Genomic DNA, 18,460 nt, shown 5'->3' on the forward strand with positions numbered 1-18,460 from the left:
GAGCTAGTGGCCCAGCGCCCTCTGCGCCTTGGCCCAGTTGTCGTGCAGGCGCTTCAGGTAGGAACCAGCCATCGCGCCCGGCTTCGTCCCTTGGGCGAACAGGCGCATGTTCCCCGCGCCCGCGTTGTAGCCGAGCGCCAGCAGGTCCGACTTGCTGAAATCGGACGACCGGTCGGACGGCAGTTGCCGGGCGAGATCGTGCAGGAACCAGGCCGCGGCGCGGACGGCCAGCGCGGGATCGTCCGGCAGCTCCTCCCAGCGGCGGTTCTGGAAGGGACGGCCGTCCTTGGTGTCGTTGAACGCGGCCTTGTGCATGTTGGCGATGCCGAACGCGGCGTCCGGCTTGAACCGCTGCCAGGTCCGCTCCAGCTCCGGATCGTGGGGCTTGTCGGACTCGTTGTAGAGGATCGCCATCAGCAGCGTCGGGTCGACCTTCGCTTCGCGCGCGTACTGCCGCACCTGTGAGGCGAAGTGGTCCGGTGACCGATCGTTCGGCCGGCCCTCGTCCGCGCGCGTGGCGGACGGCTTGGCGGCGGGCTTCTCCGCAGCGTCCGGCTTGGCGGAGTCCCCGTTCTTGACCGTGAGCAGCGCTGCCACGACGGCCAACGGCAGAACCAACCAGATGAGGTTGCCGCGCTTGTCTTTCACCCGCGCCCCCGGTCATTCACGAGCCCGTTCACCACACTGCCACATCGGGGTGGTTTGTTGGCGGACGCCCCCGTCCGGATCGAAAACCAGATAGCTGTCGAAATCCTCGGCGAACCACCGGTCGTGGGTCACCGCCAGGACGGTGCCCTTGTAGGCGGTGAGGCCGTCCTGGAGGGCTTGGGCACTGGCCAGGTCGAGGTTGTCGGTCGGCTCGTCCAGCAGGAGGAGCGTGCAGCCGGAGAGTTCGAGCAGCAGGATCTGAAGCCGTGCCTGCTGTCCGCCTGACAGGGTTTGGAAGGACTGCCCACGCGTGCGCGCGAGCTCGTACCTCGCGAGCGCGCGCATGGCGTCGTTCAGTGTCACCCCGAAGTCGGTGGTGATGATCTCGTCAGGACTGCGGTCGCGCAGGTCGGGACGCGTGTGGGTCTGGACGAAGTGGCCCGGAACGACCCGCGCGCCGAGCCGTACGGCACCGTGGTGAGGGACCGCGGACGGGTCGGCGAGCAGGCGGAGGAACTGCGATTTGCCCGATCCGTTCGCCCCGAGGACGGCGATGCGCTCGCCGTACCAGACCTCCAGGCCGAACGGTTCCGTCAATCCGGTGAGTGCGAGATCCTCACAGGTCACGGCGCGTTTGCCGGTGCGTCCGCCGTGCAGGCGGACGCGGATGTTCTGGGCGCGCGGCGGTGGTTCGGGCGGCCCGGCCTCCTCGAAGCGCGCGAGCCGCGTGCGGGCGGCCTGGTAGGACGAGGCGACCGCGTCGCTGGCGGCCGCGCGCTGTCTCAGCGTGTGGACGAGGCGACGCAGCCGGGCGTGCTCGTCGTCCCAGCGCCGGCGGAGTTCGTCCATGCGGGTGGCACGGTCGCGACGCGCGTCCGCGTAGGTGGTGAAGCCGCCGCCGTGCACCCAGACCGTTCCGGATTCGACCGTGATGATCCGGTCGGCGGCTCCGGCCAGAAGGCGTCGGTCGTGGGAGACGAGCAGGACGGTCTTGGCGGTCGCGCGCAGCCGCTCTTCCAGCCACTCCTTCCCGGGGATGTCCAGGTAGTTGTCGGGTTCGTCCAGCAGCAGAACCTCGTCAGGGCCGCGCAGCAGAGCTTCCAACATGAGTCGCTTCTGCTCGCCACCGGAGAGCGTTCCAGCCCGCCGATCTCGGACGGTCGCGTAGGGCAGCCCGAGCGCCAGTGTCGTGCAGGTGTCCCAGACGACTTCAAGGTCGTAACCGCCCGCGTCGGTGAACTCGCTGATGGCCTCGGCATAGGCAAGCTGACTGTCCGAGTCATCGGTCAGCGCGTTTTCGGCCCGCGCCAACACGGCGGAGGCGGCCCGGACCTCCGGCGGTGCGACCGAAAGCAGAAGCTCGCGGACGGTCTTGTCGTCCGGCGTGAACTGCCGCATCACGCCGAGACCGCCCGTACTCAGGGCCGTCCCGTCGGACGGTGTCAGATCGCCCGCGATGAGCCTCAGCAGCGTCGTCTTGCCACCACCGTTCGGCCCGACCAGCGCGGCCTTCGCGCCGCGCCCGACACGGAACGAGACGTCGTGCAGAAGCGGCCGCCCGTCGGGCAGCGCATAGGCCAGGTCGCTCACGTCGATGTGTCCCACGGCCACACCTCTCGAACGTTGATCCAGTCACTAGAACATTGATCCGGTTCTCGCTCACCGTACTAGAGTGGACGGCCATGAGCACCAGGCGAGGACGCGCGGGCGACATCTGGCTGAAGCGGACGGGCGGACGGCGCGAGGCCCCTCCCCTGTCCCGCGGGCGGATCGTCGCCGAGGCGGTCGCGCTGCTGGACGAGGAGGGTGTGGACCGGCTGACCATGCGGCGGCTGGCCGAGCGGCTCGGCACCGGCTCGACCACGCTGTACTGGCACGTCGACACCAAGGACGACGTGCTCGACCTGGCCCTCGACACGGTGTTCGCCGAGGCCGAGGTGCCGGACGCGTCCGGGGACTGGGCGGCGGACGTCACCGCGATGGTCGGGCGCTGGCGGGCGGTCATGCTCCGGCATCCGTGGAGCGCGACGCTGATGGGACGTCCGATGCTCGGGCCGAACGTTCTGGCGCGCACGGAGTTCCTGCACGCGACGCTGCGGCGCGCCGGGCTGGCGGGTGCGCCGCTGACCGCGGCGGCCTACGGGTTGTCGCACTTCGTGGTCGGGGCCGCGATCAGCCAGGCGTCGTGGCGCGGGTCGGACGAGCCGTCCACCCGGGACGTCGCCGACCGGATCCTCGCGGCCGACCGCGACCGCTACCCGACGCTCGCGGAACACGGGCATCCCAGTGACAACGACTGGGACGACGCGTTCCGACGCGGGCTCGGATACCTGATCAGCGGGATCCGGGGGAGCGTCGCCGAAGCCCCCTGAGCCGTGCGTGGCGGTGGGCGACATGGGCGGGGGAGCGATGGTGGTGGGTGTGACCATGTCGCGGGGCGGCGGGGGGATTTAGCGTCCGCGGCATCTGTCCCCCATCACCGGGAGGTTCCCGATGCCGTTCAGATCGTTGACCGCGCTTCTCGTCGCCGCGGGTGTGGTCGTCGCGCCTGCGGCCACGAACGCTCGCGCCGAGTCCTGTCCGTCCGGGATCAGGGTGCCTGGAGCGGAGTATCAGCAGGTCGCGTGCCTGCCCGAACTGACGACGGCGGGGACGGTGGCGTCGGGCCACACCGTGCCCACGGACTGGGCGGGGCTGACGCCGAAGGACCTGCCGGTGCCGAGTGGTGTGCCCGGCGTGCAGATCGACGGGTACTTCCCCGATTCGTCCAGGACCAACGCCGACCACGGGTGGAATCACGACTCGCAGTTCGTCATCCGGCTACCCGACCACTGGAACGGCGGGTTGGTCGTGTCCGGCTCCCCGGGCGTGCGCGGGCAGTACGCCAACGACCGCGCCATAGGCGACTGGGTGCTCGCGCGCGGGTACGCGTTCGCCGCTACGGACAAGGGCAACACCGGAGCCGATTTCTACAAGGACGGCAAGCGACCGGGCGATGCCATGGCGGAGTGGAACTTCCGCCTAACGCAGCTGACACGGGCGGCCAAGCAGGTCGTCCGGCAGAGGTATCGCGAGCAGGCGCGTAGGACGCTCGTAACGGGCATGTCCAACGGCGGGTATCTCGTGCGTTGGCAGTTGGAGAACCATCCCGAGCTGTACGACGGGGGAGTCGACTGGGAAGGGACGCTCTGGCGGACGGACGGACCGAACCTGCTCACCTTCCTGCCGCCCGCACTACGCGGCCAGCCACAGCAGGGTGGGTTCCCGGCCGAATCCGAGTTCCTGTGGCCGTTCTACAGCCAGTACTACTGGGGGCTCACGCAACGCATCTACCGCGCCGAGTTCGACCCCGGCTACACAGGCGCGGACGAGGACTACGACTACCGAAGCCGTCCGGCGAGCGTGCACCGGGCCGTCGCCAAGGTGGCGCTGACCGGACGCATAGGAAAGCCGCTCATCACCATCCACGGAACGCTGGACGGCCTGCTTCCGATCAGCCAGGACTCGGACGTGTACGCGCGGCTCGTGCGCGCGCAGGGGCGCGGCGCGATGTTCCGGTACTACCGCATCGAGGACGGGACGCACGTGGACTCGCTCTTCGATGCGTTCCCGGACCGGCTGCGTCCGCTCGTCCCGTGTCACCGGGCAGCGTTCACCGCCCTCGAAAGCTGGATCGGACGCGCCGAGGCGCCTCCGCCCAGCCGGACCGTCCCGCGCCCGGACGCGCCTGACACGGACCTCGTCACGTCCTGCCCCTTGGGCTGAACCACCACTCGGAACGGACACAGTGTGTGGGTCGACACCATGGGCAGCGCGTGTGACCCACCTTACAGTTCGGGCCATGACGAACTCTTGGCCTGCGGGAACACCACCGCTCGACGGCCCGTCCGCGCGGCACGGCGCCACCGCGCTGGACGGCCGGACGGCGCTCGTGACCGGCGGTGGCAGCGGCATCGGCCGGGCGTGCGCGGCCGCGCTCGCCGCCGCGGGGGCCGAGGTGCACGTGGTGGACCTGGACGGCGAGGCGGCGAAGGCGGTCGCTGAGCGGATCGGCGGGCGGGCGCACGTCGCCGACCTCGCCGATCCGTCCGCCGTCGACACGCTGCCCGCCACGGCCGACGTCCTCGTCAACAGCGCCGGCCTCCAGCACGTCGCGCCCATCCCCGAGTTCCCGCCCGAAAGGTTCGTCCGCATCCAGCAGGTGATGGTGACCGCGCCGTTCCTGCTGATGCGGCGGACGCTCCCCCACATGTACGCGCGAGGCTGGGGACGGATCGTCAACATCTCCAGCGTCCACGGCCTGCGCGCCAGCGCCTACAAGTCCGCCTATGTCGCGGCCAAGCACGGCCTGGAAGGGCTCAGCAAGGTGGCCGCCCTGGAAGGCGCCCCGCACGGCGTCACGAGCAACTGCGTCGACCCCGGATACGTCCGGACACCGCTCGTGGAGGGGCAGATCCGCGACCAGGCGGCCGTCCACGGCGTCCCGCCGGACGAGGTCGTCGACGACGTCCTCCTCGCGCGCACGCCCGTGAAGCGCCTCATCGAGCCGGAGGAGGTCGCCGCCGCCGTCCTCTGGCTCTGCGGCCCGCACGCGAGCTTCGTGACCGGCTCGTCCCTCTCCATGGACGGCGGCTGGACCGCCCAGTAGCCCCTCCCCAAGACCGCCTAGTCGCCCCTCCCCACAGGCACCGCAAGTCCCCCATCCTCAGCCCAGGACGGAGCCCCCCATGTCCCACCCCGATACAGCCATGCCCGAAAACGGGAGAGAGCGCTCGAAAGGCATGGCGCGGATCGTCAGCGCGAGCCTCATCGGCACCACGATCGAGTGGTACGACTTCTTCCTCTACGGAAGCGCCGCCGCCCTCGTCTTCAACAAGATCTTCTTCCCCAAGGCCGACCCGCTGACCGGGACGCTCATCGCGTTCCTCACCTACGCGATCGGGTTCGCGGCGCGGCCGCTCGGCGGCGTCGTGTTCGGTCACTTCGGCGACCGCGTCGGACGCAAGAAGCTGCTCGTCGTCAGCCTGGTGATGATGGGCGGCGCGACGTTCGCGATGGGCCTGCTGCCGACGTACGCGACACTCGGGGTCGGCGCGCCGATGCTGCTGACGGCGCTCCGGCTCGTCCAGGGGTTCGCGCTCGGCGGCGAGTGGGGCGGCGCGGTGCTGATCGTGTCCGAGCACGGCGGCGACCGGAAGCGCGGGTTCTGGGCGTCCTGGCCGCAGTCCGGCGCGCCCGGCGGCAACCTGCTCGCGACCGGCGTGCTGGCGCTGCTGGCGTCCGTCCAGTCGGACGAGACGTTCCGGGCGTGGGGCTGGCGCGTCCCGTTCCTGCTGTCCGGCGTGCTCGTCGTGATCGGCCTGTGGATCCGCGTGTCGGTCAGCGAGTCGCCGCTGTTCCTGGAGGCGAGGAAGCGGGAGCGGACGGACGAGCGCGTCCCGGTCGTGGACGTGTTCCGGACGAGCTGGCGGCAGGTCCTCGTCGCGATCGGCGCGCGGTTCGGCGAGAACATCTCGTACTACATCCTCACCTCGTTCCTGCTCGTGTACGTGACCGAGCACCTGAAGCTGCCGAAGTCCACCGCGCTCGACGCCGTGCTGATCGGCTCGGCCGTGCACTTCCTGGTGATCCCCGCGTGGGGCGCGCTGTCGGACCGGATCGGCCGGCGTCCGGTGATGCTGGTCGGCGCGGGCGGGATGGCGCTGTGGACGCTCGTGTTCTTCACGCTCCTCGACACCAGGTCGTTCGCGACGATCACGCTCGCGGTGACGGCCGGGCTCGTCCTGCACGGCGCGATGTACGGGCCCCAGGCCGCGTACGTGTCGGAGCTGTTCGACACGCGCGTCCGGTACTCGGGTGCGTCGATGGGGTCGCAGCTGTCGTCCATCCTCGCCGGGGCGCTCGCTCCGATCATCGCGGTCGAGCTGCTGAAGGAGTACGACTCGTCCGTCCCGATCGCGATCTACATGGGCCTCGCCGCCCTCGTCACCGCGCTGACCGTGGCCGTCGCCCGCGAGACCCGCGGACGCGACCTCGCGCGCGCGGAGGCGGACGGCACGAGCCGCACCGCGGTGACCGCCCGCGCCACGTGACGCGCTCTGCGGAGAACACGACCTGACCGTCCACGGACGCCGGGGTCGTCCGCCAACGCGGACGGCCCCGGCGCGATGGCCGAGTCCGCCCGCACGGACGGACCCAGTGCGATGGCCGAGTCCGTCTGCACGGACGGCCTCGGCGCGGAGGCTGCGACGATGAACCGCATGGACCACCCCGCCCTGTCCGCGATGCGCGTCCTGCTCGGACTGCTCGCGGACGGCGCCCCCGCCGAGGACTTCGCCCGTCCCGCCGCCGAGGCGCGCGCCGCCGGGGTCGTCCCGGACGAGCAGGCGCTGGTGGACGAGGCGACCCGCACGGCGCTCGACATCCGGCGGACGCTCGAGAAGCACCGCCGCCGCGAACGGGAGCTCGCGGCGCTCTTCGACAGCGCTGGGGACCTCGCCGCGCTCCGCGACCTGGACGCCGTGCTGCGCGCCATCGTGCACCGCGCGCGCACGTTGCTCGGAACCAACACCGCGTATCTCACGATCAACGACCCGACCGCCGGGGACACGTTCATGCGCGTGACGGACGGCTCGGTCTCCGCGAATTTCCAGAAGCTGCGACTCGGTATGGGCGAGGGGCTTGGCGGGCTCGTCGCGCAGACCGCGCTCCCCTACGCGAGCCGCGACTACGGAACCGACACGCGCTTCCACCACACGACCACGATCGACGACGCGGTCGGGGAGGAAGGGCTGCGCGGGATCCTCGGCGTCCCGATGCGCGTGGGGACGCGCGTCATCGGCGTTCTGTACGCGGCGGACCGGCGCCCGCGCGAATTCGATCCGGACGCCGTGACGCTGTTGTCGTCGCTCGCCGACCACGCCGCCGTCGCGATCGACAACGCGCGGTTGCTGGAGGAGACGCGCGCGACGCTGACCGAGCTGAACACGGCGACCGAGACCGCACGCGCGCGTAGCGCGGAGATGCGCCGCGCCGCCGCGATCCACGACAGGCTGACCGAGCTCGTGCTACGCGGCGGGGACGCGACGGACGTAGCACGCGAGATCGTTGCGTTGCTCGGCGGCGGGCTCGTCGTGCACGACGCGGACGGCGCGGAGCTCGCCCGCGTCGGCGCCGAGCCGTTCGTCCCGCCGGCGGAAGGCGTTGCGGCGTCGGGCGCGAGCGGGCAGGCCGTCCCGGTGGACGGCGCGTGGATCTACGCGGTGCTCGCGGGCGCGGAACCGCTCGGCACGATGGCGTTGCTCGACCGCCCCGATCTGACCGATGGCGACCGCCGGCTCTTCGAACGCGCCGGGCTCGTCACGGCGCTTCTGTTGCTGCTTCGGCGGTCGGTCGCGGAAGCGGAAGACCGCGTGCGCGGAGACCTTCTGGGCGACCTCCTGACCGGAGGCCATGCCGACAGTCTGACGCTGCGCGCGCGCAAGCTCGGCGTGGTCTTCTCTCGTGCGCACGCGGTGTTCGTTCTGCACTGCGACGCGTCCCGGCGGGAGCGGTTGCTGGCCGAGGTCTCGCGTCGTGCGCGCGCGTTGGAAGGGCTCGCCGGAACGCACAACGGGAACGTCGTCTTGCTCGCACCGACCGACGCATCCGGCGCACTTGCCCAGACGTTGTCGAACGAGTTGGGCGAGGTGTTGGGAGGCGTTCCGGTGACGACCGGCGCGTCCGATGCGGTGACGGGGCCGGCGCGTCTTCCCGGTGCGTACGAGGAAGCGCTGCGGTGCGTCCGCGCGTTGCACACGCTCGGCCGGACGGGCGACGGCGCGGACGCTTCGGCGCTCGGTTTCCTCGGCGTCCTGCTGGGCGATCGCGCGGACGTCCAGGGGTACGTGCGCGACGTTCTCGGGCCGGTCATCGACTACGACCGGCGGCGCGGGACGGAGCTGGTCCGGACGCTGGACGCGTACTACCGGAGCGGCGCGAGCCTGACCGAGGCCAGGCAGGCCCTCCACGTCCACGTCAACACGGTCGTGCAGCGGCTCGACCGCGTTCGGCAGCTCCTCGGCGACGACTGGAACAGCCCGTCCCGCGCGCTGGAACTTCAGCTAGCGCTCAGACTTCACTTGCTGAGCAGGTAGAAGTTCGCGTAGTGGTCCGGCGAGTAGTAGACCGTGCCGGTGCTGCTGTGGATGATCCGGACGGCGTCCCTGTGCGCGCCCTTGGCCCGCGAGTACACGTCGTACTCGTGGTAGGACACGCCGCTCGGCAGCTGTCCCTCACGGTTCTGGAACACGCCGCCGGTGTAGTTGTAGAGGCCGTCCGGCCACGAGTACCAGCCGCTGCTCGACGGCCAACCCTTCGACGCCCAGATCGACGCCGCGGCGCTGCCGTCCGCGCACGTCGACATCGTGCACGTCTGGTAGACCGAAGCGTTGGCGGCCGGGACGTTGTTGACCACGACACCCGTCACGGACGCGGCGGCCACGACGGAGACGACGGCGCGTTTGGTCCAGGACGCGCGGGCCGTCCGCCGGGTGTTCTGCTTCACGAGCTGCTTCACGGGGCCTCCTTGGCGAGGGGACGAACACCGTCATGTTCGCCAACCAGGGCACGTCCGAAATATGGCAAGAGTGGCCAAAATCCTGTGCGCCGCGTTCCGGCCACTTCTTCGTCCCGCCCAGGACACCGTGTTGTCGCCGGTGGCGGGCGTAAAGCGCCGGTTTGGAGGGATGTGGACGCGGAGAGGATCGTCAGGGTGACGATCTCGAATCTGGTGCCCCGTCCTGTCCTGATCTCACACGGCGACTCGTCCGAAGGCGCGTCCGGAGGCTCGTCCGGTGCGGCGCGCGTGCCGTTCGACGGCGTCGTCCGCACCCGCGTCGACGCCGCGCTTCCGCCCGAGGGATACCGCCTCACGGTCGGCGCGGACGGCGCCGTCGAGATCGTCGGCGGCGACGAGGCGGGCGTGTTCTGGGGACGTCAGACCCTCCGCCAGATGCTCGGCCCGAACGCCTTCCGCCAGGCCGGATTCGACGCGCCGCGCGAGCTGCCCGTGGTCGAGATCGAGGACGCGCCGCGCTTCCGCTGGCGCGGGTTCATGCTGGACGTCGCGCGCCACTTCACGCCCAAGAGCGGCATCCTCCGGTACATCGACCTGATCGCCGCGCACAAGCTGAACGTCCTGCATCTGCACCTGACCGACGACCAGGGCTGGCGCATCGAGATCAAGCGGCACCCGAGGCTGACGGAGATCGGATCGTCCCGCCAGAGGACGCGGATCGGCCGGAACGGATCGGAGCTCTGGGACGAGCGTTCGCACGGCGGGTTCCTCACCCAGGACGACCTCCGCGAGATCGTCGCCTACGCGGCGGAGCGGCACATCACGGTCGTTCCGGAGATCGACCTTCCCGGGCACATGCAGGCCGCGATCGCCGCGTATCCGGAGCTGGGCAACACCGACGTCGTCGACACCGCCGCGCTCGGCGTGAAGACGGACTGGGGCGTCAACCGGCACGTCCTCAACGCGAACGAGGAGACGCTGCGTTTTCTCGAGGGCGTCCTGGAGGAAGTGCTCGAGATCTTCCCGAGCCCGTTCGTCCACATCGGGGGCGACGAGTGCCCCAAGGACGAGTGGAAGGCGTCGCCGTCCGCTCAGGGCCGCATCAGGGAACTCGGCGTCGGCGACGAGGACGGCCTCCAGTCGTGGATCATCCGTCACTTCGACCGCTGGCTGACCGAACGCGGCCGTCGACTGGTCGGCTGGGACGAGATCCTCGAAGGCGGCCTCGCAGAAGGTGGCCGCCGTAATGAGTTGGCGTGGACGTGAAGGTGGCGTCACCGCCGCCAAGGCGGGCCACGACGTCATCATGTGCCCGACGCAAGAGGTCTATCTCGACCACAGGCAGAGCGCGCGTCCGGACGAGCCGATCGCGTTCGGCTGGGTGCAGACGCTAAGGGACATCTACGAGTTCGAGCCCGTCCCAGCAGAACTCGCCGGAACCGAGAGCACGGACCGTGTCCTGGGCGCGCAGGCGAACATGTGGACGGAACACACCGAAAGCCAGCAGCGCATCGACTACATGGTGTTCCCGCGCCTCGTCGCGTTCGCCGAGGCGGTCTGGTCCCCGTCCGAGGGGCGCGACTACGACGACTTCGAGCGCCGCATGCGCGAGGAGCACTACGCCCGGCTGGGCGCCATGGGCGTGGACTACAGGAGGCCGGGCGGGCCGCGGCCGTATCAACAACGGCCCGGCGTCCCCGGCCTCCCTTACACGTCACCCAAGTACGACTAGCCGCGCACAGCCGCGCGCCCGCGCGTAGGCCCGCGGCCGGTCATGTGCGGTCGGGTCAGCCGCGCCACGGACGGACGTCCACGATCGGCGCGGGACCGGAGCGCTGACCCGGCGACGGGACGGCGTAGGTGTTGACGTACCGGTCGTTCGGCGTGCCCGCCGACCACGTGTCGCTGGTGCCCGCGAAGACGGCGGCGAAGTAGCCGTCGCCGTAGGCGCGGACCTTCGCGCTGTAGTGGCCCTTGCGGTCCGTCTTCACCCACTTGACGTGGTACCAGGTCTTCTTGCCCTTGAAGCGGAAGATGATCCGGACGCTCTGCCCGCCGAACGCGCCGTAGCCGTTCTTGGCCGTGCTCCAGCGGTACAGGTTCCCGGAGACGTAGATGTACTTGTTCTTCTTGATCGAGGTCTTGGAGGCGCTCAGCTTCGACATCTTGGTCGACCAGCGCCACAGCTTCTTGGTGGGCGACACCGCCGGCGCGTAGCCCGAGTCACCGAGGAAGCGCGCCCGCCAGTAGCCCGAGTAGTAGACGCTAAGCGTGGCCTTGTAGCCGGTGCCCCAGCCCGAGAAGGTCTTCATGTTCTTCCAGCCGGACGTGCCGTTGCTGGAGTACTCCAGGATGACCTTGCGGTCGTAGACCTGACCGCCGCCCGACGCCGACTTCAGGTTCGTCCAGGCGGTGACCTGTCCGTAGGCGTCCATGGTGGCGGAGAACGCGAGGTTCCCCGAGTACCGGACGTTGGTGTGGCCGAGCGCGACCCGCCCGCCCTTGAACAGGCCGGCCGGGGCGGTGTCGACGTAGAACGTCCCGGCGCAGTGCGGCTTGACGGATGTGCTGAACTTGCCGTCCGCACCGACCGTCAGCGTCACCGGGGACATCGGGGTCCCGGTGCAGGAGCCGTCCGGCGTCTGGCCGATGACGGCCGTGCCGCCGGCGACGGCCGCGCCCTTGTAGGTGACGGCGCCGCTCAGCGTCAGCGCCTGGCCCTCGTCCAGGATGGACTTGTCGGCGCTCATGACCGTGTTGGTCTGGCCGCGGTCGATCGAGACCGTCACGGACTCGGACTTGAGGTTGAGCGACGGCACGCTCGCCTCGACGGGGACCGAGTCGGACGTGCCGTTCGGCGACAGGGTCGCGGTGTAGTTGCCGTCGGCGTCGGTGGTGCCGCCGGTGACGTCGCCCTGGCCCGCCGGGGCGGACAGCTCGACGGCCGTTCCGGCGGCGACGGGCAGGCCGTCGGCGCCGGTGACCTTGCCGGTGAGCGTGGCGGTCGGGTGCTCGGGGTCGACCGAGGCGGGCGCGGCGGCGATGGTGATCGTGGCCGTCCCGTCCTCGGCGAACGCCGGGACGGCGGCCAGGGTGCCGAGCAGCAGTGTGCTCGTCACGCCGACCGTGGCGATGCGAAGCAAGGGTGTTCCCTCCGCGTCGGGTGTGAAGAAGGTGGGTGTGGAGGAAGCGGGTGTCGAGAACGTGGGGTGTGCGTGGGGTGTGAACGTGGGGTGGAACAGAAGTAGGTGAAAGGGCGACGCGCCAGGGGAGCCCGCGGTTGACAGTGAACACCAAATCGTGATCTATCGGGTCGTACCGCTCCTCATCCGTCCTTGCCAGGCACACATGGCTGATGGAAACTCGCGGGCGACCCGGGATCGGTGTCCGGGTGCACCCGGCGGTCGATCCAAGGGGCGAGCACGGTGACCGAGCAGCAGATCCGCGACCTGGCGGCACGCTCCGACTTCGGCGCCCACCGCGCCACCTACCGGTCCCTCGCCGAAGCCCAGGCGCGGCAGGCGAAGTTCTTCGGCCGCATCGCGATCGGCTCGCTCGTTCTCGCGCTGGCGTTCCTCGCCTTCCAGGTGGCGTGGATGGTGGCCATCTGCGGCGTGGCGGTCTTCGTGGCCGGGCTCCGCGCCATCCGCCTCGCGCGGGTGGCCGGCCGCAACAGGGACGGACGGCTCGACCTCTTCGAACGCGGCCTCATCCTCGCCTTCGAGGGGCGGCTTCGCGCCTTCCGCTACGACCGCACGAGCGTCCAGCAGGCCATCACCCGGCACAAAAGGGGCAGCCAGACCGTCCGCATCACCTACGCCTACACGATGACCGACCTGTCGGGCGAGAAGATGACGCTGAGGGAAGGTCTCGCCCACCCGGAGCTGTGGGGGCCGGCGATCCAGAAGGCCGTGACGGACGCGCAGCTCCCGAACGCCGTCGCGCGTCTTCGAGCGGGGGAGCGCCTCGACTTCGGCCCGCTGTGGCTGACGGCGTCCGAGGTCGGCTCCCGCAGCAAGTCCGTCGCCTGGCCGAAGGTGGACGAGGTGCAGATCCGCAACGGCATCGTCTCGCTGCGCGTCACCGGCAAGTGGCTGTCGCTGTCGACGACGTCCGTCAGCAGCATCCCGAACTTCTTCGTCTTCCTCGCCCTGGCCGACCACCTTCGCACCAACGCGCGCGCATGAGGCGTGAGCCGTGAGCCGTGAGGAACGTCCCGGGCCGTAGGTGTTCGGCGTTCGTTTGATGGAATGACCCGGTGCGAAAGCGGACATCGGCGGAGGCGGCTCAGGACGGCGCGCTGGCGCGACGGCTCGGCACCGGCAACGCGGTGGTGATCGGACTCGGTTCGATGATCGGCGCCGGGGTCTTCGCCGCGTTCGGCCCGGCCGCGCGCGCCGCCGGGACCGGACTGCTCATAGGGCTCGTCCTCGCGGCGTTGATCGCCTACTGCAACGCGGTCGCGTCCGCTCAGCTGGCCGCGGCCTATCCGGTGTCCGGCGGGACGTACGTCTACGGACGCGAGCGCCTCGGCCACTGGTGGGGGTTCGCGGCCGGATGGGGCTTCGTGGTCGGCAAGACGGCCTCATGCGCGGCCATGGCGCTCACCTTCGCCTCGTACGCGGTTCCGGGCCCCTGGTGGGCGCAGCGGATCGTCGCGGTCGCGGGCGTCCTGGCGCTGGCCGCGCTCAACTACCGCGGCGTCACCAAGACCGTGGCGATCACCCGCGTCCTCGTCGGGACGAGCCTGACCGCGCTGGCCGTCGTCGTGATCGGGATCGCGGCGGGCGGGCACGCCACCACCGCGAACCTGGACGGCTGGACGACCGGCGGGCCCTACGGCGTCCTCCAGGCCGCCGGCCTGCTGTTCTTCGCGTTCGCCGGATACGCCCGGATCGCCACCCTCGGCGAGGAGGTCCGCGACCCGCGTCGGGTCATCCCCCGGGCGATCCCGATCGCGCTGCTCATCACGGTGATCGTGTACCTGGTCGTCGGGGTCGCGGCGCTGCTGGGCGCCGGGCCGGACGTGCTCGCCGGCGCGTCCGCGCCGCTGACCGCCGCGGTCGAGGCGGCGGGCTCCCCGGGACTCGCCCCGGTGGTCCGGATCGGCGGGGCCCTCGCGGCGCTCGGCTCGCTGCTAGCCCTGATCGCCGGGATCGGACGGACCGGACTCGCCATGGCGCGCCATCGCGATCTACCCCACTGGCTCGCCGCCGTCCATCCCCGCCACAAGGTTCCGCACCACGCCGAGATCGCGCTGGCCGTCGTCGTCAGCGTCCTGGTCGCCACGGTGGATCTGCGCGGGGTGATCGGCTTCTCGTCCTTCGGGGTGCTCGTCTACTACGCCATCGCGAACGCGTCGGCGCTGACGCAACCCGCGTCCGACCGCCGCTGGCCGCGCAGGCTCAACGTGCTCGGTCTCGTCGGCTGCCTGGTGCTGGTCGTCACGCTGCCGTGGCAGTCCGTCCTCGCGGGGATCGCGATGTTCGCGCTCGGTCTCGCGGGCCGCCGGCTGATCCTGCGACGCCGGACCGAGGCCGATGTGGAGGGCTGAGGACCGGTCGCGGAAGGCCGGGGGTCCGGTCATGGAAGGTCGAGGGTCAGCCGCGGAGGGCCGAGGGCGGTCGGGGAAGGCCGAGGGCGGTCGGGCCGGGGATGGAGGGGCCGAGGTCAGTCGACGCCGCAGGGCGGGACGATGTCGCCCACCAGGACGCCCGCGACCAGCGCGCCGACCTCGGCGGCGGTCTCGTGGGACGGCGCGGGCGCGACGATCCGTGTCCCATCGCCGATGAAGTACGTGCCCGGCGTCCGGGTGGTCAGGTTCCACGTCCACGGGCCGGGCCGGTAGGGCCCGAGGAAGCCGCCGCCCGAGCTCATGATCATTTGCGCGGCGGACTCGTCCGGGCGGCCGAGCGTCACCAGCAGGGGAGCGGCGTCCGCCCGCGGCAGGCTCACGTAGCCGACCTCGGCGCGGCAGACGGCCATCACCGGCCCCTCGACCGGCGTCAGCTCGGCGTCCAGGTGGACGGACGCCTGCCAGACCACGGTGTCCAGCAGCTTGACCGGCTCGACGTCCTCGTCCACATAGAGGCACTCGCGGGTGAAACGGTCGGCGCAGGCCCGCAGGATCCGCGCGGGCAGCGGCCCGGACCAGCGCGTGTAGGGGTCGTAGACGCCGTGCTCGAACAGCACTTCCTCCATGTCGTAGAGCACGTGCGCGGCGGCGCCGATCACCGAGTGCGTGTAGAGCGAGGTGCGGTCCGCGCGAGCCACTTCGAGGATCTCGTCCCGGGCGGGACTCTGCGTCTCGTCGTACATGGCGACTCCTCGTGCCGGGCGTCCCAGCATCGCGGACACGCGCGCGCACGAGGCGGGCCCCGGACCATACCGTCCCGCCACAGGCACGCAAATGTGGCCACCTGGCACGGATTACCCTGATCAGGCCATGGAACTGCGTCAGCTCAGATACTTCGTCACCGTCGCCGAAGAGCTACATTTCGGACGCGCCGCCGAGCGTCTGATGATCGTTCAGTCGGCGGTGAGCCAGCAGATCGGACGGCTGGAACGGGAGCTCGGCGTCGAGCTGTTCGACCGCTCGCCCCGGCACGTCCGGCTGACCGAGGCGGGCGCCGTCTTCCTCCCCGCCGCCCGCGCCGTCCTTTCCGCCGAACGCCGCGCCTTCGACACGATCGGCGCGTACGTCGATTCACGTGAAACCGTCCTGCGCATCGGGACGAGCCGCGGGATGGGCGACCGGCTCACGCACGTCCTCGAGGCGCTCAGCTCGCGCGGATACCAGGTCGAACTGGTCGCGGTCTCCCCCGAGGAACGCCTCCGCCGCGTGGCCGAGCGCGAACTCGACGCCGCGTTCATCCGCGGCCTGGACGACGAGACCGCCCACGACGTCCGCCTGATCCCTGTTTGGCAGGACGAGCTTCTGGTGGCCCTCCCCAGCCGCCATCCACTGGCGGACGCGTCCACGCTGAACCTCGGCGATCTCGCCCGGCTTCCCCTCGTGCTGACCGAGCGGCGGGCCAACCCCGCGCTCGTCGACCTGGTCACCCGGTCATGCCAGGACGCCGGGTTCACTCCCGTGCCCGGGCCGCCGCACAGCACGCTCCAGGACACCCTCGCGTCCCTGGCCGCGGGCGCCGACGGATGGACCGTCCTCTACGCCACCGCCGCCGACCAGGTCCGCACCACCCGCGTCGCCTTCCGGCCCGTCCGGCCGCCGTTGTCGCTCCCCGCCGTGCTGGTCGTCCCGCCGAACACCCCCGGACGCACCGACGCCCTCCTGGCCGCCTGCCGCCTCCCGGGCAGCGATCTCGGATCGTGATCGCTGCGCGCGCGTAGTGCCCCTGGTTCGGCACACGCCGGAGGAGTGGAGTGGAGACCGTCCCACTCCCCCTCCACCAGGAGCCCCGCAGCCATGTCCGTGAGCACCGAACCTTCCGAAGCCATCACCGCAACACCGACACCCCCACGACGCCCAAAACCCACCGAGCAACTCACACCAGCACAACAGCCGACACCCGTCACGCACGCGGCACCCACTGAGCTAGCAACCTCCGTCGCGCAAGCACCGTCCGTTGAGAGGACGGCGTCCGCCGCCCAGGCGGCATCCGCTGATCAGGCAACATCCGTCGCAAAGACCACATCCGCCACGCACGTGGCAACCACCGAGCAAGCCACGTGCGCTGAGCACACGGCATCCATCGCGCACGCCGCACCCACTCAGCAAGCACCGTCCGTCACGCACGCGGAGTCCGTCGCACAGGCAGCACCCCCCGGGAAGGCGGCGCCCGCCGGGAACGCGGCGCCCGCCGGGAACGCGGCGCCCGCCGGGAAGGTGGCGTCTGCGCGGCAGCAGGCCTCTGCGGAGGGGCGGACGGCTTTGCGGTTCGTCGGGATCGTGGCGGGGAACTTCATGATCGCGCTGGACGCGACGATCCTGAACGTGGCGCTGCCCGACATGCGGTCCGACCTTCACGCGTCGGCGGCGGCGCTGCCGTGGGCCGTGGACGCCTACACGGTCGTCCTCGCCGGGCTGATGCTGGCGTCCGGCTCGATCGCGGACCGCTGGGGGCCGCGCCGGGTCTACCGCGTGGCGCTGGCGGGGTTCGCCCTGGCCTCCCTGCTGTGCGCGTTCGCGCCGAACGCCGCCGTGCTGATCGCGGGACGCGCGCTGCTCGGCGTGCCCGCGGCCGGGCTCGCGCCCGCGTCGATGGCGCTGCTCGCCGCGCTCTTCCCCGACCCGGACCAGCGGTCGCGACGCATCGGCGCGTCCGTGGCGATCACCGGGATCGGTGTCGTCGGGGGACCGGTGCTCGGCGGCGCGCTGGTCGCGCTCGGCGGCTGGCGGCTGGTCTTCCTGGTGAACATCCCGATCGCGCTGCTGACCCTCGCGGCGTCGCGCGGGCTCAGCGGGCATCGCGGCGAGACGGCGAGGCCCGTCGACCGCTCAGGCATCCTGCTGTCGATCACCGGACTCGTCGCGCTCACGTTCAGCCTGGTGGACGGCGGGACCGGCGGCTGGCTCCGGACGCGTCCGATCGCGGGGCTCGTGGTCGCGGCGATCGCCATCGGCTTCCTGCCGGCCGTGCAGCGGCGCGCGGCGTCGCCGGTGCTGCCGCCCGCGCTGATGGCGCTGAGGCGCGTCCGCGTCGATCTGGTCGTGGGCGTGATGTCGCAGTTCGTCTACTACGGGCTCCTGTTCGCGCTGACCCAGTGGATGGTGGTGGGGAAGGGTCTTTCGCCGGTCCGGGCGGGGGCGGCGTTCCTGCCGATGACCGTGCCCGTCCTGTTCGTCCCGCTGCTGACCGGACGGCTCGTGGTCCGCTTCGGCGCGCGCCGCGTGATGCCGGCCGGAATGGCGCTCGACCTCGCCGGCGGGATCCTGCTCGCGGCGGGCGGCGACTCCCTGTGGACGGTCTTCGCCGCGCAGGTCCTCGTCGGGGTGGGAAGCCCGCTGGCCATCCCGTCCTGCATGGCCGACATGTCCGCCGCCGTCCCCCTCTCGCTCGCCGCGACCGGCCAGGGCGCGCTCAACGCCGCCCGCCAGACCGGAACCGCCCTGGGCGTCGCCGTCTTCGGGACGCTCGCGACGCTCTCGTCCACCGGCCTCGTCCTCTCCGTCGTCGCGCTCTTCACCCTCGCCGTCGTCATCACCCCCTTCGCACGGACGGAAGGCAAGAACACCCTGGCGGCCTCGTGAGTACGACCGGCGCAACGTCCACGCTGGGTGAACCGAGGCAG

14 protein-coding genes and 1 pseudogene are annotated in these 18,460 nt (G+C 71.0%); 10 read left to right on the plus strand and 5 right to left on the minus strand.

All coding sequences use genetic code 11. The features are described 5' to 3' along the window. Positions 1 to 3: 3 nt before the first annotated feature. Positions 4 to 648, minus strand: a complete 645-nt coding sequence (locus AB0L06_RS26405; RefSeq protein ID WP_500233775.1) for a transglycosylase SLT domain-containing protein — start codon at positions 646 to 648, stop codon at positions 4 to 6. A gap of 12 nt (positions 649 to 660) precedes the next feature. Further along, positions 661 to 2,253: an ABC-F family ATP-binding cassette domain-containing protein gene (locus AB0L06_RS26410; protein WP_500233776.1), complete on the minus strand. Its 1,593-nt coding sequence runs from the start codon at positions 2,251 to 2,253 to the stop codon at positions 661 to 663. A 77-nt stretch (positions 2,254 to 2,330) separates the two neighbouring features. Here AB0L06_RS26410 and AB0L06_RS26415 point away from each other — a divergent pair, with 77 nt between their 5' ends. The 5 genes from AB0L06_RS26415 to AB0L06_RS26435 all read left to right on the plus strand — a co-directional run bounded on the left by AB0L06_RS26415 (position 2,331) and on the right by AB0L06_RS26435 (position 8,783). After that, positions 2,331 to 3,020 (plus strand): TetR/AcrR family transcriptional regulator, encoded by a 690-nt coding sequence (locus tag AB0L06_RS26415; RefSeq protein WP_500233777.1) that lies wholly within the window; start codon positions 2,331 to 2,333, stop codon positions 3,018 to 3,020. Between the two features lie 121 nt (positions 3,021 to 3,141). After that, complete coding sequence (locus tag AB0L06_RS26420) at positions 3,142 to 4,413, plus strand: 3-hydroxybutyrate oligomer hydrolase family protein (RefSeq protein ID WP_500233778.1); 1,272 nt, start codon at positions 3,142 to 3,144, stop codon at positions 4,411 to 4,413. A 76-nt stretch (positions 4,414 to 4,489) separates the two neighbouring features. Beyond that, a complete protein-coding gene (locus AB0L06_RS26425; protein WP_500233779.1) occupies positions 4,490 to 5,296 on the plus strand; it encodes a 3-hydroxybutyrate dehydrogenase in 807 nt (268 codons plus the stop codon). A 133-nt stretch (positions 5,297 to 5,429) separates the two neighbouring features. Beyond that, positions 5,430 to 6,740, plus strand: a complete 1,311-nt coding sequence (locus AB0L06_RS26430) for an MFS transporter (RefSeq protein WP_500233780.1) — start codon at positions 5,430 to 5,432, stop codon at positions 6,738 to 6,740. A gap of 111 nt (positions 6,741 to 6,851) precedes the next feature. Then, positions 6,852 to 8,783 carry a helix-turn-helix domain-containing protein gene (locus AB0L06_RS26435; protein ID WP_500233781.1) on the plus strand — a complete coding sequence of 644 codons (1,932 nt, stop codon included), beginning with the start codon at positions 6,852 to 6,854 and terminating at the stop codon, positions 8,781 to 8,783. Here AB0L06_RS26435 and AB0L06_RS26440 read toward each other — a convergent pair. Further along, positions 8,765 to 9,205, minus strand: a complete 441-nt coding sequence (locus AB0L06_RS26440) for a ribonuclease domain-containing protein (RefSeq protein WP_500233782.1) — start codon at positions 9,203 to 9,205, stop codon at positions 8,765 to 8,767. The genes AB0L06_RS26435 and AB0L06_RS26440 overlap by 19 nt on opposite strands. Before the next feature lie 288 nt (positions 9,206 to 9,493). Between AB0L06_RS26440 and AB0L06_RS26445 the strand changes: the two are divergent. Beyond that, positions 9,494 to 10,937, plus strand: a pseudogene (locus tag AB0L06_RS26445) (beta-N-acetylhexosaminidase). 55 nt (positions 10,938 to 10,992) lie between these two features. Here the strand turns inward: AB0L06_RS26445 and AB0L06_RS26450 are convergent. Further along, on the minus strand, positions 10,993 to 12,348 hold the full coding sequence (locus tag AB0L06_RS26450; RefSeq protein WP_500233783.1) for an Ig-like domain-containing protein: 1,356 nt from the start codon (positions 12,346 to 12,348) through the stop codon (positions 10,993 to 10,995). A gap of 282 nt (positions 12,349 to 12,630) precedes the next feature. On the opposite strand from AB0L06_RS26450, the gene AB0L06_RS26455 reads away from it, so the two are divergent. After that, complete coding sequence (locus AB0L06_RS26455) at positions 12,631 to 13,392, plus strand: DUF6585 family protein (RefSeq protein WP_500233784.1); 762 nt, start codon at positions 12,631 to 12,633, stop codon at positions 13,390 to 13,392. A 71-nt stretch (positions 13,393 to 13,463) separates the two neighbouring features. Further along, positions 13,464 to 14,759 carry an APC family permease gene (locus tag AB0L06_RS26460; RefSeq protein ID WP_500233785.1) on the plus strand — a complete coding sequence of 432 codons (1,296 nt, stop codon included), beginning with the start codon at positions 13,464 to 13,466 and terminating at the stop codon, positions 14,757 to 14,759. A 116-nt stretch (positions 14,760 to 14,875) separates the two neighbouring features. Here the strand turns inward: AB0L06_RS26460 and AB0L06_RS26465 are convergent, their stop codons facing one another. Further along, the gene (locus tag AB0L06_RS26465) at positions 14,876 to 15,523 is read right to left on the minus strand and encodes a hypothetical protein (protein ID WP_500233786.1); all 648 of its coding nucleotides are present in this window, start codon (positions 15,521 to 15,523) and stop codon (positions 14,876 to 14,878) included. 127 nt (positions 15,524 to 15,650) lie between these two features. Here AB0L06_RS26465 and AB0L06_RS26470 point away from each other — a divergent pair, with 127 nt between their 5' ends. Together AB0L06_RS26470 and AB0L06_RS26475 are read left to right on the plus strand one after the other, a co-directional pair. After that, entirely contained in the window at positions 15,651 to 16,541 is an 891-nt protein-coding gene (locus AB0L06_RS26470; protein ID WP_500233787.1) for a LysR family transcriptional regulator, read from the plus strand. A 558-nt stretch (positions 16,542 to 17,099) separates the two neighbouring features. Continuing rightward, positions 17,100 to 18,419, plus strand: coding sequence for an MFS transporter (locus tag AB0L06_RS26475; RefSeq protein WP_500233788.1), 1,320 nt, complete (start codon positions 17,100 to 17,102; stop codon positions 18,417 to 18,419). The last annotated feature ends 41 nt before the right edge of the window (positions 18,420 to 18,460 follow it).

The organism is Spirillospora sp. NPDC052269, assembly GCF_040679435.1.
Classification (GTDB): Bacteria; Actinomycetota; Actinomycetes; order Streptosporangiales; family Streptosporangiaceae; genus Spirillospora.

What these genes read in the sequence shown, in the direction of transcription:
- AB0L06_RS26415 (WP_500233777.1), top strand. Translation starts at nt 2,331, where the DNA reads ATGAGCACCAGGCGAGGACGCGCGGGCGACATCTGGCTGAAGCGGACG.
- AB0L06_RS26420 (WP_500233778.1), top strand. Translation starts at nt 3,142, where the DNA reads ATGCCGTTCAGATCGTTGACCGCGCTTCTCGTCGCCGCGGGTGTGGTC.
- AB0L06_RS26465 (WP_500233786.1), bottom strand. Translation starts at nt 15,523, where the DNA reads ATGTACGACGAGACGCAGAGTCCCGCCCGGGACGAGATCCTCGAAGTG.
- AB0L06_RS26470 (WP_500233787.1), top strand. Translation starts at nt 15,651, where the DNA reads ATGGAACTGCGTCAGCTCAGATACTTCGTCACCGTCGCCGAAGAGCTA.
- AB0L06_RS26430 (WP_500233780.1), top strand. Translation starts at nt 5,430, where the DNA reads ATGGCGCGGATCGTCAGCGCGAGCCTCATCGGCACCACGATCGAGTGG.
- AB0L06_RS26435 (WP_500233781.1), top strand. Translation starts at nt 6,852, where the DNA reads ATGGCCGAGTCCGTCTGCACGGACGGCCTCGGCGCGGAGGCTGCGACG.
- AB0L06_RS26425 (WP_500233779.1), top strand. Translation starts at nt 4,490, where the DNA reads ATGACGAACTCTTGGCCTGCGGGAACACCACCGCTCGACGGCCCGTCC.